The sequence below is a fragment of the Nocardia sp. NPDC127526 genome (assembly GCF_042672265.1).
GTDB lineage: Bacteria > Actinomycetota > Actinomycetes > Mycobacteriales > Mycobacteriaceae > Nocardia.
Map to the genome: position 1 here is coordinate 17729 of NZ_JBHXVO010000010.1, position 18620 is coordinate 36348.

The 18620-nt window shown below is 68.7% G+C and carries 15 protein-coding genes; 9 read left to right on the plus strand and 6 right to left on the minus strand.

The window, feature by feature from the left end; translation table 11 throughout:
• Window positions 1-58 precede the first annotated feature (58 nt).
• A complete protein-coding gene (locus ACFVIV_RS18915; protein ID WP_379197925.1) occupies window positions 59-2800 on the minus strand; it encodes a GNAT family N-acetyltransferase in 2742 nt (913 codons plus the stop codon).
• Complete coding sequence (locus tag ACFVIV_RS18920) at window positions 2793-4031, minus strand: acetoin utilization protein AcuC (RefSeq protein WP_379197927.1); 1239 nt, start codon at window positions 4029-4031, stop codon at window positions 2793-2795. Before ACFVIV_RS18920 ends, ACFVIV_RS18915 begins: the two co-directional genes overlap by 8 nt.
• Before the next feature lie 204 nt (window positions 4032-4235).
• Between ACFVIV_RS18920 and ACFVIV_RS18925 the strand changes: the two genes are divergently transcribed.
• Window positions 4236-4922 (plus strand): iron dependent repressor, metal binding and dimerization domain protein, encoded by a 687-nt coding sequence (locus ACFVIV_RS18925; protein WP_379197929.1) that lies wholly within the window; start codon window positions 4236-4238, stop codon window positions 4920-4922.
• 3 nt (window positions 4923-4925) lie between these two features.
• Window positions 4926-5906 (plus strand): UDP-glucose 4-epimerase GalE, encoded by a 981-nt coding sequence (gene galE, locus ACFVIV_RS18930; RefSeq protein WP_379197931.1) that lies wholly within the window; start codon window positions 4926-4928, stop codon window positions 5904-5906.
• A gap of 31 nt (window positions 5907-5937) precedes the next feature.
• Here the strand turns inward: galE and ACFVIV_RS18935 are convergent, their stop codons facing one another.
• Both ACFVIV_RS18935 and ACFVIV_RS18940 read right to left on the minus strand, forming a co-directional pair.
• Complete coding sequence (locus ACFVIV_RS18935; RefSeq protein WP_379197933.1) at window positions 5938-7347, minus strand: DUF4192 domain-containing protein; 1410 nt, start codon at window positions 7345-7347, stop codon at window positions 5938-5940.
• 154 nt (window positions 7348-7501) lie between these two features.
• Window positions 7502-7909, minus strand: a complete 408-nt coding sequence (locus ACFVIV_RS18940) for a VOC family protein (RefSeq protein WP_379197935.1) — start codon at window positions 7907-7909, stop codon at window positions 7502-7504.
• Between the two features lie 97 nt (window positions 7910-8006).
• On the opposite strand from ACFVIV_RS18940, the gene ACFVIV_RS18945 reads away from it, so the two are divergent.
• Entirely contained in the window at window positions 8007-8948 is a 942-nt protein-coding gene (locus ACFVIV_RS18945) for a helix-turn-helix transcriptional regulator (RefSeq protein WP_379197937.1), read from the plus strand.
• Window position 8949: 1 nt separating this feature from the next.
• Here ACFVIV_RS18945 and ACFVIV_RS18950 read toward each other — a convergent pair whose 3' ends face one another.
• Complete coding sequence (locus tag ACFVIV_RS18950; RefSeq protein ID WP_379197939.1) at window positions 8950-9651, minus strand: sensor domain-containing protein; 702 nt, start codon at window positions 9649-9651, stop codon at window positions 8950-8952.
• 373 nt (window positions 9652-10024) lie between these two features.
• Between ACFVIV_RS18950 and ACFVIV_RS18955 the strand changes: the two genes are divergently transcribed.
• The 5 genes from ACFVIV_RS18955 to ACFVIV_RS18975 all read left to right on the plus strand — a co-directional run bounded on the left by ACFVIV_RS18955 (window position 10025) and on the right by ACFVIV_RS18975 (window position 16702).
• Window positions 10025-10978 carry a proteasome assembly chaperone family protein gene (locus ACFVIV_RS18955; RefSeq protein ID WP_379197941.1) on the plus strand — a complete coding sequence of 318 codons (954 nt, stop codon included), beginning with the start codon at window positions 10025-10027 and terminating at the stop codon, window positions 10976-10978.
• 52 nt (window positions 10979-11030) lie between these two features.
• Window positions 11031-13541 carry a DEAD/DEAH box helicase gene (locus ACFVIV_RS18960; protein WP_379197943.1) on the plus strand — a complete coding sequence of 837 codons (2511 nt, stop codon included), beginning with the start codon at window positions 11031-11033 and terminating at the stop codon, window positions 13539-13541.
• Window positions 13542-13712: 171 nt separating this feature from the next.
• Window positions 13713-14813, plus strand: a complete 1101-nt coding sequence (locus ACFVIV_RS18965) for a type III PLP-dependent enzyme (protein WP_379198234.1) — start codon at window positions 13713-13715, stop codon at window positions 14811-14813.
• Window positions 14814-14821: 8 nt separating this feature from the next.
• Window positions 14822-16039 carry an adenosylmethionine decarboxylase gene (gene speD, locus ACFVIV_RS18970; protein WP_379197945.1) on the plus strand — a complete coding sequence of 406 codons (1218 nt, stop codon included), beginning with the start codon at window positions 14822-14824 and terminating at the stop codon, window positions 16037-16039.
• Window positions 16040-16150: 111 nt separating this feature from the next.
• A complete protein-coding gene (locus ACFVIV_RS18975; RefSeq protein ID WP_379197947.1) occupies window positions 16151-16702 on the plus strand; it encodes a YdeI family protein in 552 nt (183 codons plus the stop codon).
• Window positions 16703-17043: 341 nt separating this feature from the next.
• On the opposite strand, the gene ACFVIV_RS18980 is transcribed toward ACFVIV_RS18975, so the two are convergent.
• Window positions 17044-17304, minus strand: a complete 261-nt coding sequence (locus ACFVIV_RS18980) for a S1 RNA-binding domain-containing protein (protein ID WP_379197949.1) — start codon at window positions 17302-17304, stop codon at window positions 17044-17046.
• 322 nt (window positions 17305-17626) lie between these two features.
• Here ACFVIV_RS18980 and ACFVIV_RS18985 point away from each other — a divergent pair, with 322 nt between their 5' ends.
• Window positions 17627-18610, plus strand: a complete 984-nt coding sequence (locus ACFVIV_RS18985) for an aldo/keto reductase (RefSeq protein ID WP_379197951.1) — start codon at window positions 17627-17629, stop codon at window positions 18608-18610.
• Window positions 18611-18620 lie beyond the last annotated feature (10 nt).

Here is an 18620-nt window from a genome sequence, read left to right on the forward strand (position 1 = left end):
CAGTATCGACCGAGCACCCGCCGGGGCCCTTCCACCCCCGGCCGATCGCATCACACCTTCACACCATGCGGCGCGGACCGATATCGAACCGATTGGGCTCGGGACCGATGCGGACCCGCCCGTACAGCACCGCCGCGCCCTCCGGCGAGGCGAGGATGGGTTCGCACTGGAGTTCGCGCACCTCGGGCAGATCGTCGCATAGCGCCGAAATGCGTTGCGCCAGTTCGGCCAGAGCATCCCGATCGACCGGCTTACCGATATCGCGACCGGCGACGGTGCCCGAGAGCAGCGGGGCCGCGCGCGGGGCGTCGATGAGTTCGGCGGATTCGGCCTCGGTCAGCGGTAGCGCCCGGTACACGCGGTCGCCCAGCAGGTCGATGATGGTGCCGGACAGGCCGAAGCTGATGACCGAACCGAAGGACGGGTCGTCCTGGACCCTGAACATACAGCCGACACCCTTGGTGGCCATGCGCTGGATATGGATTGGGCCACCGCAGATTTCGGCCAGATCGGTATAGGCGCGGCGGACGGCGTCGGGCCGCCACAGATCCAGGCGAACACCGGTCAGGTCGGGGCGGTTGCGCCACATTTCCCCGGTGGCCTTGGCGGCCACCGGGTAGCCGAGGTCCTCGGCGGCGGCGACGGCGGCATCGGGATCGTCCACTTCACGGAAGTCAACGACGCGAATTCCATAGCAGGACAGCAGTTCCGCGGCCTGCAGGTCGGTCAGCCAGTGCGCCGGATCAGCGGTCGTCCACTGGTCGACCAGTTCCCGGGCGCGCGCGGTGTCCACGCCGCCGGGGCGGGCGATCGGCGAGGCGGGGCGGGTACGCCAGTCGGCGTAGCGGCGGACCCGGGCCAGGGCGCGCGCGGCGCGTTCCGGATCGCCGAACGACGGAATGGAGCCGCGTTCGAGAATGCCGCCCGGCCCGCGCGTGGCGAGCAGGTTGGGCATGCCCTGGTCGGCCACGAAGGTGGTGAGAACCGGTGTGCCCGGATCGGATTGGGCGCCGGAGCGAATGGCCTCGGCGTAGGCGGCGACGGCCGTCGGCACCGGCGGGGAGTAGATGACGATGACGGCGTCGACATCCGGATTGGTGACCGCCGCGGCGACCGCCGTCAGATAGTCGGCGGGACTGCCCTGCGGGCCGAGGTGAATGGGTTCGCCCACGTCGAGGCCCTCGCTGCGGGCCGCGTCCACGGCCAGCCAGCTCAGGGCGGCGCTATTGCCGATGACCGCGAGCCGGCGGCCGGTGGGCAGCGGCTGATAGGCCAGCAGCATGGCGCAGTCGAACAACTCGGTAATGGAGTCGACCTGAATGATGCCCGCCTGGGCGAACAGGTTGCGCACCAGTGAGCGGTCCAGGTCCTGCTCGCCCTCCACGCGCGCGGTATTGCGGCCGCTGCTCACGGCCACAATGGGTTTGGTGCGCGCCACTCGGCGCGCGATGCGGGAGAACTTGCGCGGATTGCCGAAGGTCTCGAGGTACAGCAGCACCACATCGGTGTCCGGATCGGTATCCCAGAACTGCATGAGGTCGTTGCCGGAGACGTCGGCGCGGTTGCCGGCCGACACGAAGGTGGACAGGCCGAGCTGCCGGGCGGCCGCCTCACCGAGAATGGCCGCGCCCAGCGGGCCGGACTGGCAGAAGAAGCCGATGCGGCCGCGGCCGGGCAGCACCGGGGCCAGGGTGGCATTGAGGGCCACGGCCGGATCGGTATTGGCGATGCCGAGCGCGCTGGGACCGACCACCCGCATCCCGTGCGCGCGGGCGGCGTCGAGCAGATCGCGTTCGGCGGCGTAACCGCTGGGACCGGTCTCGGAGAAACCGGCGGTGAGCACGACCAGGCCCTTGACGCCCTTGGCCATGCAGTCGTCGAGCACCGAGCCGATCTCGGCGGCGGGCACGGCGATGACCGCCAGATCGACCTCGTCCGGAATATCGCGCACGGTCGGGTATGCGCGCACCCCACGCACGGCGGTGCGGGTGCGGCTCACCGGGAACACCGGGCCCTGGAAGGCCCCCGACAGCAGATTGGCCAGAACCGCGCCGCCGACCCGCGCGGTCGAGGGCGTGGCGCCGATGACGGCCACCGAGCGCGGGGTGAGCAGATTGCCGACGCTGCGCGCCTCGGAGGCGCGTTCGCGGGAATCCCGCACCGACAGCAGCGCTTCGGTGGGATCGATGGCGAATTCCAGGTGCAGCACCGAGCCGTCGCGGCTGCGCTGCACCTGGTATCCGGCATCGCGGAAGACCTGCACCATGGCGTTGTTCTCGGCCAGTACCTCGGCGACGAAGGTCTCGATATCGTTCTCGGCGGCCGCGCCGGCGAGATGCTCGAGCAGGATGGAGCCCAGGCCGCGGCCCTGATGCTCGTCGGCGACCACGAACGCCACCTCGGCGGCGCGCGCGCCGGTTCGCTCGGCCAGGAACTCGTAGCGGCCGACCGCGATGATGTCGTCGCCGAGCTCGATGACCAGGCCCACCCGGTCGTGATAGTCCACGTGGGTGGTGCGGTAGAGGTCCTTCGGCGTCATGCGCGGATAGGGCCCGAAGTAGCGCAGGTACCGGGTGCGATCGGAGAGCCGCTCGTGGAAGCGCTGCATGGGCTCGGCGTCCTCGGGGGTGATGGGCCGCAGCCGCACCACGCCGCCGTCGGAGGCCAGCACATCGGCGAACCAATGCAGCGGCGGCGGAGGCGGATTCACCGGCGTGCCGGGAGTGTCCGCGGGCAGCGGCGGATTCACCGCACCGGCCCCGTTGCCCGGGACGGCTGCGGGATCGGCGGATTCAGTCACGGGGATCCTCCGGATCCAGGCCGAGCAGCCCGAAAGTCGCCCGGCGTGTTGCCAATACGGATGTGTCGAGGGCGCGGCGCGCGCGGTCGGCCCGCTCGTCGCCGGTTTCGCGACCGCCGCCGGGACCGTCCCACCGATCGAAGGTGGTGTCGGCACCGTCGCCCATGGTTTCGGGCGGCGCGACCGTCGGCGCGTACGCCCCGACCCGATCCTTCCACTCTTGCGGAACGGCGGTACCGGGATCGATGGTGCGATCGAGGGCCGTCGCCAGCAGATGCGTCCACGCCCGCGGCACCACGCGGATCAAGCCGTACCCGCCGCCGCCGACCGCCAGCCAGCGGCCCTCGGCATAGGTGTCGGCCAGCTCCCGCATGGCGAGGAAGGCCGCGCGCTGGCCGTCCACGCTCAGTTCCAGATCCGCCAGGGGATCCTCGCGGTGCGTGTCCACCCCGCACTGGCTGATCACGATCTGCGGCCGGAAGGCGGCCAGCGCGCCCGGCGCCACCGCGTGGAATCCGCGCAGCCACAGCGCATCCCGGGTGCCGGGCATGATCGGCAGGTTGATCGCCGTGCCCTCGGCCTTGCCCATGCCGGTCTCCTCGGGCCATCCGGTATTGGGCCACAAGGTCGCCGGATGCTGATGGATCGAGAGGGTCAGCACGCGCGGGTCGCCGTAGAACATGCGCTGCACCCCGTCACCGTGGTGCACGTCCACGTCGATATAGGCGATGCGGTCGAAACCATTGTCCAGCAGCCACGAAATCGCCACCGCCACATCGTTGTACACGCAGAATCCGGCCGCCGCCTCGGGCATGGCGTGATGCATGCCGCCGCCGATGCTGACCGCGCGCCGGGTCCGCCCGGCCGCGATCTCCCGCGCCGCCGCCAGGGTCCCGCCCACGATGACCGAGGCGGCCTCGTGCATGTGCGGGAACACCGGGTTGTCGGTGGTGCCCAGCCCGTAGGGCGCCACCGCCGGCGGCGGGCCCGGCGGCCGCACCGCGTGCTTGACGGCCTCGACGTAGTCGTGGGTGTGCACGCGCAGCAGATCCGCCTCCCCCGCCGCGCCCGGCGTGAGCGTCTCGACCCCGTCGAGCAGGCCGAGCCCGTGCGCCAGCGCCATGGTGAACTCGAGCCGCGCCGGCCGCATGGGATGCTCGGGCGTCCACGCGTAGTCGAGGAACTTGTCGGTCCAGACGACGGTTCCGTCGCCACGCGCTAGGTCAGGCATACCTGCCACGCTAATGCGTTGCACACATTCGTAGGCTGATTGCCTCGCAACGCTGTCGTACCCCCGCGCCATCCTGGTGACGGCGCAAACCCGCAGGGAACACGCAGCGCGTGCTCGGTGTTCTCCGTGCGTTCGCGAAATAAGCTGTCGCCCGGTGCAGCCGCCGCGCATGGGTAGAATTCGTGCCGACGAAGGGGTTAACAGGTGAAGGATCTGGTCGACACCACGGAGATGTACCTCCGTACCATCTACGACCTCGAGGAGGAGGGCGTGACGCCCCTGCGCGCGCGCATTGCCGAGCGCCTCGAGCAGAGCGGCCCGACGGTGAGTCAGACGGTCGCCCGGATGGAACGCGACGGTCTGCTGACCGTCGCCGGTGATCGTCATCTCGAGCTGACCGAGAAGGGTCGGTCCATGGCGGTGGCGGTCATGCGCAAGCATCGGCTCGCCGAGCGGCTGCTGGTCGACATCATCGGGCTCGATTGGCAGAACGTGCACGCCGAGGCGTGCCGCTGGGAGCATGTGATGAGCGAGGAGGTGGAGCGCCGCCTGGTGGAGGTGCTGAACCACCCGACGACCTCGCCCTATGGCAATCCGATTCCGGGTCTGGACGAGCTGGGCGTGCAGCCGAGCTCCGGTGCGGAGGAGAAGCTGGTGCGGCTGTCGGACCTGCCCGCGGGGCAGAGTGCGGCGGTGGTGGTGCGCCGGCTGTCCGAGCACATCCAGACCGATCCGGAGATCATCAATCAGTTGCGTGAGGCCGGCGTGGTGCCGGACGCCCGCGTGAACGTCGAGACCAAGCCGGGCTCGGTGGTCATCCTGGTGCCCGGGCATGCCGGATTCGAACTGTCCGACGAGATGGCGCACGCCGTCCAAGTGAAGTTGGTCTGAGATTTGAAGCTTCTGGTGACCGGAGGCGCGGGCTACGTCGGTGGCGTGTGCGCGCAGGTGCTGCTCGAGGACGGCCACGAGGTGGTGGTGGTCGACGATCTGTCCACCGGCAATGCCGAGGGCGTGCCGGCCGGGGCGAAGTTCGTCGAGGGCGATATCGCCACGGTGGGCGCGGAGCTCATCGCCGCCGAGAACTTCGACGGGGTGCTGCATTTCGCGGCGCAGTCGCTGGTGGGTGAATCGGTGCAGCAGCCGGAGAAGTACTGGCACGGCAATGTGGTGAAGACGCTCACCCTGCTGGAGGCCATGCGCGCCGCCGGCACGCAGCGGCTGGTGTTCTCCTCCACGGCGGCGGTGTACGGGGAGCCGGAGCAGGTGCCGATCGTCGAGGACGCTCCGAAGGCGCCGACGAATCCGTACGGCGCGTCCAAGCTCTCCATCGATTACGCCATCACCTCTTACGCGGTGGCGCACGGGCTGGCGGCGACCAGCCTGCGGTACTTCAATGTGGCCGGCGCGTACGCCGGACTCGGCGAGAACCGGGTGGTGGAAACCCATCTCATCCCCCTGGTGTTGCAGACCGCGCTGGGCCAGCGCGAGTCCATCTCGGTCTTCGGCACGGACTATCCGACGCCCGACGGCACGGCGGTCCGCGATTACATCCACATCCGCGATCTGGCGCAGGCGCACCTGCTGGCGCTGGCACAGTCGCAGCCGGGCGTCCACCGCATCGTCAATCTGGGTAGCGGCACCGGTTTCTCGGTGCGCGAAGTCATTTCGTCGTGCGCGCGGGTGACCGGCCTGCCCATCAACGCGATCGACGCGCCCCGCCGCGCGGGCGATCCGGCCGTGCTCATCGCCTCCAGCGACCGCGCCATGGCGGAGCTGGGCTGGCGGCCCGAGCACACCGATCTGGACGAGATCGTCTCCGACGCCTGGGATTTCCTGCGCGCACTCGGCGATCGCGCGCACAGCGCCCGCTGAGCCGGCTCTCCCCCGTGGCCGCGCCGCGGATTCATGGGTGCTCGGCCCCGAGGTCGATACCCAGATCCGCGGCGGCCTCGCGACCGGAGTCGGTCAGGCGGTGCAGGCGTGTCGGGCACATACCGGTCTGCAGGCCGATATCGAGCAGGACCGCCATGCGGTGCTCCGGATCGGCGGACAAGGCCGCCTCGAGCGCAATGCCCGCCAAGGGTCCGTCGCCGCGGACGTAGGCGGCGTAGCCCAGGAGCGCGGCGGCTTCGGCGCGATCCGGATCCGGCAGCACGCGGGTCAATTGCAGCCACAGGGATTCGGCGGCATCGGCGTGCCTGCCGGGCATGAGCCCGAACAGCATGTCGCGCACGGCTTTGTCGCGCAGTGTGACAGCCAGTTCCGCGAGCTCCGGTGGATCCGGCCGCGCCCCCGATTCCACATTCGCGATGTGCCACAGCACCTTCCGCAGCGCGGCCCGGGTGTAGGAATCGGGATCGCCGTGCCGCACCGCCCGCGCCAACTGCCGCGCGGCCTCGGCCGTCGCGGCATCCAGGACCGCCACGACCTGCGCCCGGGCCTCGGAATCGACGGTCACGAGATCGGTGAGCTCGGCGCGTGATCCGCGCATCGGACGCCCCTCCAGCACCTGCCGCAGGGCGACCATGGAACTCGCCGGATCCGGCTGCCGCCCCCGCCGGGCCGGTCCCAGCAGACTCCACCAGGGCAGCTCCGCACCGATCCCGGTGACGGCCCACGCACCCGCCAGCGGAATACCGTCCGCGTCCAGGCGATGTTCCAGCGCGTGGATCAGATCTCGATGGCGGCGAGCACGCACACCGCGATGGTGCTCGGCGGGCGGCGTCGCACGGTCGTCGACGATGAGCGCGATCGCGGCAATCGCATTGTGCCGCACACAGACCCCCGCCACTCGCTCCAGAATTTCCGCGGTGGCCGCGCGACCCGGATTGTCCAGGTCCAGCCGGACCACCACCTCCACACCGGCCTGTTCCGGCGCGCCGGGATCCTCCCGCAGCGCGGTCACCACCAGCGATCTGGCGGGCGGGAAGCCGAGCATGGCGGGCACCGCGGCGATGAACTCACCCGGATCCCGCAGGCACGAGCCGCTATGGAGCGGCGAAACGCCTTGCGTCGAGCCCGGCCGGTCCGAGCCGCTGACGGCCTCGATCTCGCGCTGCTCGCGGGATATATGACCGGTGGCGTACTCGGCTCCGGCGGCGCACCCGTCGCGGGCGCTGACCGCTGGCACGACGCGCGGCTCGTCGGCTCGATGGGGTTCGGTGGGCGGCGCATCGCCGGCCGCTGGTGCCGTCGCGATGAAGGCGGCCGGATCTCGCAGGGGTGGTACGGGTCCGGGGTCGACGGCGTTGTCGGCCGGCTCGACGGCGCTGTCGAGGTGGTCGGGAGGTGTGGGTTCGGCGGGCGTGGTCATGACGTCGAGCGTGCGCGGCGGCGTCGGTGCCGTCGCTCACGCCGACCTGGGATTTTCGCTCGGTTGTGGACAATCGCTCGCGCCGTGCGGAATTCGGCGCGGCGAGTGCCCGGGGCGGGTGGGGTTGTCGGTGGCCGGTGCTACCGTGCGCGGCTTACGCGGGGCCGGTCTTGGCGAGGATCTCCACGTAATGCGGGTTGTACATGATGGCGAGGACATTGCCGAAGGGGTCGATGACCGAGGCGGTGACGAAGCCGGTGCCCTGGCCGCGTTCGGTGATGGGCTCGAATTCCTTGGCGCCCAGGGCGAGCAGGCGCTCGTAGGCGGCGGCGATGTCGTCGACGTGCCAGTTGACGATCTGGCCGCCGGGCCGGTCGGGGTGGCTGGGTGCGAACTTGCGGTTGATGATGCCGAATTCGCCCTGGTAGTCGCCGATGCGCCACTCGTAGTAGCCGCCGGGGACGGTGAAGTAGGGCTCGACGCCGAAAAGCTCGCTATACCAGGCCTTCGCGGCCTCCAGGTCGTCGGCGTAGTAGTTCGCGGTCGCCATTCCACGCAGCATTGTCGTTCTCCTCGATCGGTGTTCCGAACTTCTCGAGATCAATGATCCGCCCCAAAGTGCTCACCGAATGAGCACTTTTTCGGGCAGAATTTTTTTCATGCGAGCGGACCGATTGGTGGCGACCCTGTTGTTCATGCAGACGCGCGGGCGGGTGACCGCGGCCGAGGTCGCGGCCGAGCTGGAGGTCTCGGTGGCGACGGCGCGGCGCGATCTGGAGGCGCTGTCCACGGCCGGGATTCCGGTGTATCCGCAGCCCGGGCGGGGCGGGGGCTGGGCGCTTGTCGGCGGGGCGCGCACGGATCTGAGCGGGTTGACCGCGGGTGAGGCCCAAGCGCTGTTCCTGCTGCTGGGACCGGTCGCGACCGGCACGCCGGCCACCAAGTCCGCGCTGCGGAAGCTGTTGCGCGCCTTGCCGCAGACCTTCCGCAGCGCGGCGGAGGCCGCCGCGGGCGCGGTGGTGGTCGATGCGGCGCGCTGGGGTGAGTCCGATGCGCAGGCGCCCGCCGTGGTCGAGGAACTGCAGCGCGCCGTGGTGCGCCGGCGCCGGGTGCGATTCGGCTACGAGCGCAAAGGGGTTCGCTCCGAACGGACGGTCGATCCGTGGGGGCTGGTCGACAAGGATGGTGTCTGGTACCTGGTGGCCGGGACCGAGCGGGGGCAGCGGACCTTCCGGGTGGATCGCATGAGCGAGGCCGAGATCACCGGCGAGACCGCCCACCGGCCCGCGGATTTCGATCTGTCCACGGTGTGGTCCGGCGTCGTCGAGGAGGTGGAGCGGCACCGGTCGACCCTGTCGGCGACCGTGCTGGTCCCGGCTCCCTTGCTGCCGATCCTGAGCAGGCAGCAGGGGCGGCACTGTGTAGTGGACGGCCCGATCGGCGATGGCCGTGTCCGCGTGCGGATCACCGCGCCCACGCCGCTCGATATCGCCCGCAACCTCGCGGGCTGGGGCGCGGACCTGGAGGTGGTGGAACCGGACTCGGTGCGCGACGAAATGTGCCGTCTCGGTGACGAACTGGTCGAACGGTATCGGCGCTGAGTCAGCCCTTGCGCACCTTGCTCAATGCGGTGGTGAACAGCGAATCGAGAGCCTCCGCGTCGGCCCTGCCGTCGGAATAGGACATGTAGGTCACATTGATTCGCACATCCCCGATCTGACCGACCAGGGACTGCATCTTCCGGGTGAGCCCCGCCCCACCGGATTCGGAGCTCACGGTGCGCCGCAGGGCGAGGGTGTCATCGGCATCCAGCGGTGGCGGCGGATCCAATTCGGTCGTGATGGTGGCGGTCGTCCCGCCCAGCCCCGCGCGCACGGTGCCGCAGCGCTGCAATTGATCTCGCAGTTTCGACAGGGGCTGGTCGGTGCGCACGAGTTCGACGGTGAGCGTGGCGCGAGTGTCGTCATCGGTGCCGACGCTGACCACCGGACCGGCCGTGGGCGCGAGCGGTATGCACGCCCCGGGCTCGACCTGCGCGCCGGGCAGAATGCCGTCAAGATCACTCGCCGCTTGGCTCGCTATATCGTTCGGCAGCACCACCGCCGGATAGCCCGAAGGAAACTGGGACGAATCGGGCAATAGCCGAGCCAGTCCGCCATCCACATAGGGCGTCGTCGCGGCCGGTCCGCGCGACGCCACGGGTTGCCCCGAAATGGTCGTCCCACAGGCGGCGAGCAGACAGCCGAGCACCACGAGGGCCACGGCGCGAACGGATTTACGGCACGGCGAATCCGGCACGATCACCCGTCCACTATGCCGAATATCGGCTGATCACACCGATTGCGACACACCTAACTCTCAGGAGCTCTCAGGGGCTTCGCCCCTGAAACCCCAAGAGCGCCACGTTGCGGTATCGCCCGAAACCTCGAGAGCGCCACGCTCGAGCTTCGCCCGAACCCCAAGGGCGCCTCGCTTCGGCTTCGTCCCTGAAACTCCAAAGGCGCCGCGCTGCGGCTTCGTCCCTGAAACTCCATGCGCGCCACCCTCGGGCGTCACCGGGAATGCTCATCCGGGTCGGCTGCGTTGCAGGTCGGGTGCGGGCCGTGCGCGGCCCGTCGGCGCATGAGGGACAATGTGGAATGGTCGCGCAAGTGGGCCACGCAGGAAGGAGTACGCGATGGACTACGAGTCGCGAATGTACGAGCTGGAGTTCCCCTCTCCGCAGCTGTCGTCCGCCGACGGCGCTGGTCCGGTGCTGGTGCACGGGCTGGAAGGTTTCACCGATGCCGGCCACGCGGTGCGTTTGGCGACCACTCACTTGCGGGAGAGCCTGGAGAGCGAGCTCGTCGCCTCGTTCGATATGGACGAGTTGCTGGACTACCGTTCGCGGCGGCCGCTGATGATGTTCAAGACCGATCACTTCTCGGATTACACCGAGCCGGAACTGAATCTGTGGGCGCTCAAGGACACGGCGGGCACGCCGTTCCTGTTGCTGGCCGGGCTGGAACCGGATCTGCGGTGGGAGAAGTTCGTCACCGCGGTGCGGCTGCTGTCCGAGCAGCTGGGTGTGCGCCGCACCATCGGGCTGAGCGCGATCCCCATGGCCATTCCGCATACGCGCCCGCTGGGCATGACCGCGCACGCCAGCGACAGCGACCTGATCGGCGATCACCAGCGCTGGCCGGGCGAGCTGCAGGTGCCGGGCAGCGCGTCCTCGCTGCTGGAGTACCGGATGGCCCAGCACGGGCACGAGTCGGTCGGCTTCTCGGTGCACGTGCCGCACTATCTGACCCAGACCGCCTATCCGGAGGCCGCGCAGACGCTGCTGGAGAGCGTGGCGGAGAACGCGGGCCTGGAGCTGCCCCTCGCGGCGCTCACCGAACAGGCCGCGCGGGTGCGCGAACAGGTCAACGAGCACATTGCCGGCAATTCCGAGGTGGAGACCGTCGTGCAGGCCCTGGAGCGCCAGTACGACAGCTTCGTCACCGCCCAGGAACGCCAGTCGAGCCTGCTCGCCCCGGACGCCGATCTGCCGACCGGCGAGGAGCTGGGCGCGGAGTTCGAGCGCTTCCTGGCCGAGCAGTCCGGTTTCACCGAGGGCGAGGGCCCCGAGGGCGGCGACTTCCGCTAGCGGCGGACGGCGGTGGTCATAACCGCTCGACCGGCGAAGTAACGTGGTGGGCGTGCAGCTATCCGAATTGATCCCAGACCGCGCCGTACCCGATGTGGACCCGGACTGGCTGTACGAGACCTTCGCGGACTGGACCCTCGAGCAGGGGCTGACGCTGTATCCGGCGCAGGAAGAGGCCCTGCTCGAGCTGTTCACCGGCGCGAACGTCATTCTCGCCACCCCGACCGGCTCGGGTAAGTCCATGGTGGCGCTCGGCGCGCACTACGCGGCGCTGCAGCGCGGGCAGCGCAGCTACTACACGGCGCCGATCAAGGCCCTGGTGAGCGAGAAGTTCTTCGCGCTGTGCGAGGTGTTCGGCGCGGACCGGGTCGGCATGGTGACCGGTGACGCGGCGGTGAACCCGGATGCGCCCATCATCTGCGCCACCGCGGAGATCGTGGCCAATCTGGCCCTGCGCGAGGGCGCGGCGGCCGATGTCGGCCAGGTGATCATGGACGAGTTCCACTACTACGCCGATCCGGATCGCGGCTGGGCGTGGCAGGTGCCGCTCATCGAATTGCCGAAGGCCCAATTCCTGCTCATGTCGGCCACTCTCGGCGAGGTCGACTTCTTCGCCGCCGATCTGAAGCGCCGCACCGGGCGCGACACCGCCATTGTCTCCGGCGCGGAACGTCCGGTGCCGCTGAGCTTCTCGTATGTGAAGACGCCCATCACCGAGACGCTCGAAGACCTGGTGACCACCAGTCTCGCGCCGGTCTACGTCGTGCACTTCACCCAGGCCGCGGCCATGGAGCGCGCGCAGGCGCTGATGAGCGTGAACTTCTCCTCCAAGGCCGAGAAGGACGCCATTGCCGAGGCGCTGGGCGAATTCCGTTTCGCCACCGGCTTCGGCAAGACGCTGTCGCGGTTCATCCGGCACGGCATCGGCGTGCACCACGCGGGCATGCTGCCCAAATACCGGCGGCTGGTGGAGAAGCTGGCGCAGGACGGCCTGCTGAAGGTGGTGTGCGGCACCGACACTCTCGGCGTCGGCATCAATGTGCCCATTCGCACCGTCATGCTGACCGGGCTCACCAAATACGACGGGGTGCGCACTCGCCGCCTCAATGCCCGCGAGTTCCATCAGATCGCCGGGCGCGCCGGTCGCGCCGGATTCGACACCATGGGCACGGTCGTGGTGCAGGCGCCCGAGCACGAGGTGGAGAACGCCCGGCTCATCGCCAAGGCCGGGGACGACCCCAAGAAGCTGAAGAAGGTGCAGAAGCGCAAACCGCCGGAGGGCTTCGTGTCCTGGTCGGAGGACACCTTCGACCGGCTGGTCGCGGCCGCGCCCGAGCCGATGGTGTCGCGCTTCCACGTCACCAATGCCATGCTGCTGAATGTGATTGCGCGCAAAGGCAATTGCTTCTACGCCATGCGGCATCTGCTGGAAGACAATCACGAGCCGCGGACGGCGCAGCGCAAGCACATCCTCAAGGCGATCCGGCTCTATCGCGCGCTGCGCGATGCCGGGGTGGTGCAGCAGCTCGACGAACCCGACGAGTTCGGCCGCCACGCCCGGCTCATGGTCGACCTGCAGCGCGACTTCGCACTCGATCAGCCGCTGTCGCCGTTCGCGCTGGCCGCGCTGGAGCTGCTCGACAAGGACTCCCCCACCTACACCCTCGATGTCATCTCCCTCATCGAAGCCACCCTGGAGGATCCGCGGCAGCTGCTCATGGCCCAGCAGCACAAGGCCCGCGGCGCCGCCGTCGCGGAGATGAAGGCCGACGGCATCGAATACGAGGAGCGCATGGAACTCCTCGAAGAGGTCACCTGGCCCAAACCGCTGGCGGAGGAGCTCATCCTGCCCGCCTACGAGACCTACAAGGCCGGGCATCCGTGGGTGTCGGAGTTCGAGCCCTCGCCCAAGTCCGTGGTGCGCGAGATGGTGGAGCGGTCCATGACCTTCGCCGAACTCGTCTCCGGCTACGAGCTGGCCCGCTCCGAAGGCGTGGTGCTGCGCTATCTCGCCGACGCCTACCGCGCGCTGCGCCGCACCGTGCCCGAACAGGCGCGCACCGAGGAACTCGACGACATCACCGAATGGCTGGGCGAACTCATCCGCCAGGTCGACTCCAGCCTCCTCGATGAATGGGAGCAGCTCACCAATCCGGGCGCGGAGACCGATACCGAACAGGTCGCCTTCGGCGCGGAGACCGTGCGCCCCATCTCGGCCAATGAGCGCGCCTTCCGGGTGCTGGTGCGCAATGCCCTGTTCCGCCGTGTGGAGCTGGCCGCCCTGCAGCGCTGGGAGGCCCTGGAGGACTTCGGCGACGACCTGGACTGGGAGACCGAGCTCGAGCCCTATTTCGCCGAATACACCGGTATCGGCACCGGCCCGAACGCGCGCGGCCCGAAGCTGTTCCAGGTCGAGGCGCGCGACGGGTTCTGGCATGTGCGCCAGGTGCTCGACGATCCGGCCGGCGACCACGGCTGGTCCATCGACGCCGTGGTGGATCTGGCCGAGTCCGATGCGGCCGGTGAGGTCGTCTTCGACGAGGTCGGCATTACCGCGGGATGATCGCGCCGGGCGGCGTCGGGTCCTACTGACCGTCCGGCCGGAACAGTGACGAAGTCGACCGGGCTATCGGTTCGTTTTCCGAGGCACACGGCGTGTATTGTCGCGCAGGTTGCCTGAGTCCCGCCGCTGCGGCCGATCGAAAAGAGTTCCCTTAGATTGACCGATCGAAACCTGCCCGAGTCCCCTTGTCTCGTCATCGACCTGGACAAGGTGCGCGCGAACTACCGCGCACTGCACGCCGCCCTACCTGCGGCACGAATTCGCTTCGCCGTCAAGGCGAGTCCCGTGCCGGAGATCATCCGGCTGCTGAACGACGAGGGCGCGGAGTTCGACGTCGCCAGCGTCGGCGAGATCGATCTCTGCCTCGAACAGGGCGTCGACCCTGCGGTCATGTGCTACGGGAATCCGATCAAGAAGGCCGCCCATATCGCCCGCGCCTACGCGGCCGGCGTGCGGCGCTTCGCCTGCGATACCGAGGACGATCTGGAGCGCATTGCCGAGCATGCGCCGGGCTCGGAGATCGAATGCCGGTTCCTGTCGGCGGCGCCGCAGTCGCAGACGCCCTTCGGCACCAAGTTCGGCTGCGCGCCCGGTGAGGCCGTGCACCTGCTGGTGCGGGCGCGCGATCTCGGGCTGACGGTGGTCGGGCCCTACTTCCATGTGGGCTCGCAGCAGCTGGATCCGATCGCCTGGAAGATCGGCATCGAGCAGGCCGGCGCCATCGCGGAAGCGCTGGCGGCCAAGGACATTCCTGTTACTGCGGTGAATATCGGTGGGGGACTTCCGATTTCATACGCGGGCCCGGCTCCGGAACTGAGCGAGCTGGGCGCGGTGATCGCCGAAGCGGCGGCCACCCATCTCCCGGAACACACCGAACTCGTCGTCGAACCCGGTCGCGCCCTGGTGGGCAATACCGGTGTGATTCACGCCGAGGTGGTGAATGTTCGCCAGGCGCCCGACGGGAGGCGCTGGGTATACCTCGATATCGGCCGCTACAACGGTATGGCCGAGACCGAGAACGAGTACATCGAGTACCGGATCCAAACCGATCGGGACACCGATCCGAAGGACGAGGCGGTGGTCGCGGGTCCGACCTGTGACGGCGACGATGTACTGTATCAACGCACGCGGGTCCTTCTTCCGACCACGTTGCGAGCCGGTGATCCCGTTCGGATCCTCGAAACCGGCGCCTATACGGCGAGCTATTCGTCGGTGTCCTTCAACGGTTTTCCGCCTCTGACTGTGCATGTCATTGGCGCTGAGCGAGAGTGAGTTTAGCCATGACGGCAGAATTCACCGGCTGGCACGTGCTGGCCGAGTTCGGTGGTGTCGACGCGTCCCTCTGCGACGACCTCGAACGACTCGAAACCGCGCTTCGAAAATCGTTGGTCGCCGCGGGGGTGACCATCTGCGATGTCGTGCGCAAGAAGTTCGAGCCGCAGGGCGTCACCGTCCTGGCTCTCCTGTCCGAGTCGCACGCCTCGATTCACACCTACCCGGAGTCGGGTGACATCTTCGTCGACGTATTCACTTGCGGCAGCATCGGTTCCGGCGCCACCAAGGCCGTCGAGCTGCTGCAGCAGGAGCTTTCGCCGAAGAGCGTGAACATCGAGGTAATCCAGCGCGGCCACACCGCCCGCCGGATCCACGAACCGGTGGGCGAGGGCCTGACCCGGGTGTGGAACATGTCCGATGTCATCGTCGACACCAATACCCCGTTCCAGCACATGGTGATCGCGCGGACCGAGCAGGGCGTGTCCCTGTTCTCCGACGACGATCGCCAGTCCACCGAGTTCTCGCAGCTCACCTACCACGAGGCCATGCTGGTCCCGGGGTACGCGCTGGCCGAGAAGCTGGAGAAGGTGCTCATCATCGGTTCCGGCGAGGGCGTCGCCTCGCAGATGTCGGTGGCCGCGGGCGCCGCGCTCGTCGATCACGTCGATATCGACCAGCTGGAGGTGGAGCTGTGCGCGAAGCACCTCCCCTACGGCTACTCCGAGGCCGATCTGGCCGAGGCGGTCGCGCAGACCGGCCCGATCAAGATGCACTACGCCGACGGCTGGGACTTCCTGGCCAAGGCCGAGGCCGACGGCGTGCGCTACGACATGATCTGCATCGATCTGCCGGACGAGCGGGTCGAGGACGCCCAGCACAACCGCCTCTACGAGGACGAGTTCCTGCTGCGCTGTAAGGCGCTGCTGGCCGAGGGCGGCGTGCTCGCCGCGCAGGCCGGCTGTCAGACCATGTGGCGCAACGAGACCCTGAAGCGGTCGTGGACCCGGTTCCACAACCTGTTCCCCACGGTCGTCCCGTATGTCAGCGACGAGCACGAGTGGACCTTCATCTTCGGCACCCCGAAGACCCTGGAGGATCCGGTCGCCAAGATGACCGCCACCCTCTCGGCCCTGCCCTACAAGGCCGAGACCATCGACGAGCGGGCCCTGGTTCGCGGCGCGATCGAGCCGCACGCCCTGCGCGTCGGCGCGACCGTCGGCTAGTCGACACCCCTTCTCGAGGCGCCCCGCACGAATCCGTGCGGGGCGCTTCGCTTTCCGTGGTCCGTGACGACGAATCCCGAAGCTGTCGGAGCTTTCTGGAATGCTGGATGTATGGATCCGATCCACTTCGAGGACGCCACCGCCTTCGACACCTGGCTGGCCGCCAACCACGCCGCCTCCGACGGTGTCTGGATGAAGATCGCCAAGAAGGGCTCCGGCATCCCCTCCATCACCGAAGACGAAACCGTCGACGTCGGCCTGTGCTGGGGCTGGATCTCCGGCCAGCGCAAAGCCCTGGACGACAAGTACTACCTCCAGAAATACGTCCCCCGCCGCCCCCGAGGCCATTGGTCCCAAATCAATGTCGAGAAGGTCGAAAAACTCCTCGCCGCGGGCCGCATGCGCCCACCCGGCCTGGCCGAGGTCGAGGCTGCCAAGGCCGACGGCCGCTGGGCCGCCGCCTATCCCTCCCAGCGCGACTTCACCACCCCCCTGGACCTGGAAGCGGCCCTCACCGAAAACCCCCGGGCCGCAGCCGCTTACGCCGCCCTCGACCGCACCCGCCAATACGCCCTCGTCCTCGATCTCCTCCGCGCCCGCACCCCCGGCACCCGCGCCAACCGCCTCGCCCGCACCCTCGCAACGCTGTCGGCCGACGACTGACCGCTGAACTGCCCCCTCCCTCGTCATCCCGGCATGCCCCTCCCTCGTCATCCCGGCATGCCCCTCCCTCGTCATCCCGGCATGCTTTTGGCCGGGATCTACACCAGCCCCGAGGCGGATCGCACCTATCCGATGATCCTCTGCGTGCTCGGCACGCTGGCCATCCTGCTCCTCGGGTTTGGTCTACGGCATTCTGGCGGCGGCCACCGCGCTGTTGCTGCTGCGAATCGCCCTCGGCCTCAGGCAGTCCGCACTGTTCCGCGGATCGGCCTGATCGGGGATTAAGCTGCGTGATGTGCCGGAGCAGGTGGAGACTGCTCCGGCACGCCACCGCTACCGGGTCAGCGGACTTCGCCGAGGGCCACGCGATGCTTTTCGTTGTCGATGTTCAGCACGCGAACGGTCAGGGTCGCACCGACTTCCGGCGCGGCCGACCACTCTCGCCATTCATTGCGATGCAGCAACCCGTGCACGCCTGGAGCGACTTCGAGGAAAGCGCCGAACGGCACGATCGATACGACCGCCGCTTCCACGGTCGATCCGACCTCGTGCGCGGCGACGAACGCCGGCCAGGCGGTTTCCGGATTCTCCGATGGGGACATGTTCACCTCCTTTCGCTGTCCCGTAATGGATTACGGAGAGACGCGAAGGAGGTTCGGCGGGCCCCTGGCCCGCCGGATGATCACAGCTCGGCCGGGAAACCCGTCCGTGCAAGGCTATTCGCCGACCCGGCAGTCACGGGGACGACCTTAGCCCGAAGCGTGGGCGTTCGTCCAGCCGCCCGCATGGCCGTGCGACGCCGTCGGCGGTGTGCTCCGGACCACCGGAAGGCGCGCTTGACTTGGAGTGCGCTCCAAGTCGTAGCTTTCATGTCGTGAGCGAGGCTCACCAACTTATCCGGCGTCACCAAGGAGGATTTCCCGCATGATCGCGACCAGGAAACTCGGCGAGCTGACCGTGAGTGCGCAGGGGCTCGGCTGCATGGGGATGAGCCAGGCGTACGGCGTGCGCGACAATGACGACGAGTCGATCGCCACCATTCATCGGGCGCTGGAACTGGGCGTGACGATGTTGGACACCGCGAACATCTACGGGCCCGAGACCAATGAACGGCTCGTGGGGCGGGCCATTGCCGATCGCCGGGACCAGGTCGTGCTGGCCACCAAGTTCGGCATCGTGTGGACCGGGGACGGCGGTATGGAGGCGCGCGGCGACGCGGCCTATGTGCAGCAGAGCTGCGATGAGTCGCTGGCCCGCCTCGGCGTGGACCATATCGACCTGTACTACCAGCATCGGGTGGACCCGAATGTGCCCATCGAGGAGACCTGGGGTGCGATGTCGGAGCTGGTCGCCGCCGGAAAGGTACGCTACCTGGGCATTTCCGAGGCGTCGGCGGAGACCGTTCGCCGGGCGCACGCCGTGCATCCGGTGACGGCGCTGCAGAGCGAATGGTCGCTGTGGACGCGCGATATCGAGGCCGAGGTGGTGCCCACCTGCCGTGAGCTCGGCATCGGCATCGTCCCGTTCTCACCGCTGGGCCGCGGGTTCCTGACGGGCGCGATCACCTCCACCGAGGATCTGCCCGCCGATGATTTCCGCCGCCGTCTCCCCCGCTTCGCCGACGGCAATCTCGACAGCAATCTCGCCATCGTCGCGACGCTGCGCGAACTCGCCGAGGAAAAGGACGTCACCGCAGGCCAATTGGCACTGGCGTGGGTGCAGAGCCGCGGCGCGGACGTGGTGCCGATCCCGGGCACCAAGCGCCGCACCTACCTCGAACAGAACGTCGCCGCCACCGAGATCACCCTGACCCCGGAGGATCTGGCGAAGATCGAGGCCGCGGCCCCCGCCGACGCCTTCGCCGGCGACCGCTACCCGGCGGAGATCGCCCGCGCGGCCGGGAAGTAGTTCCCTTGCG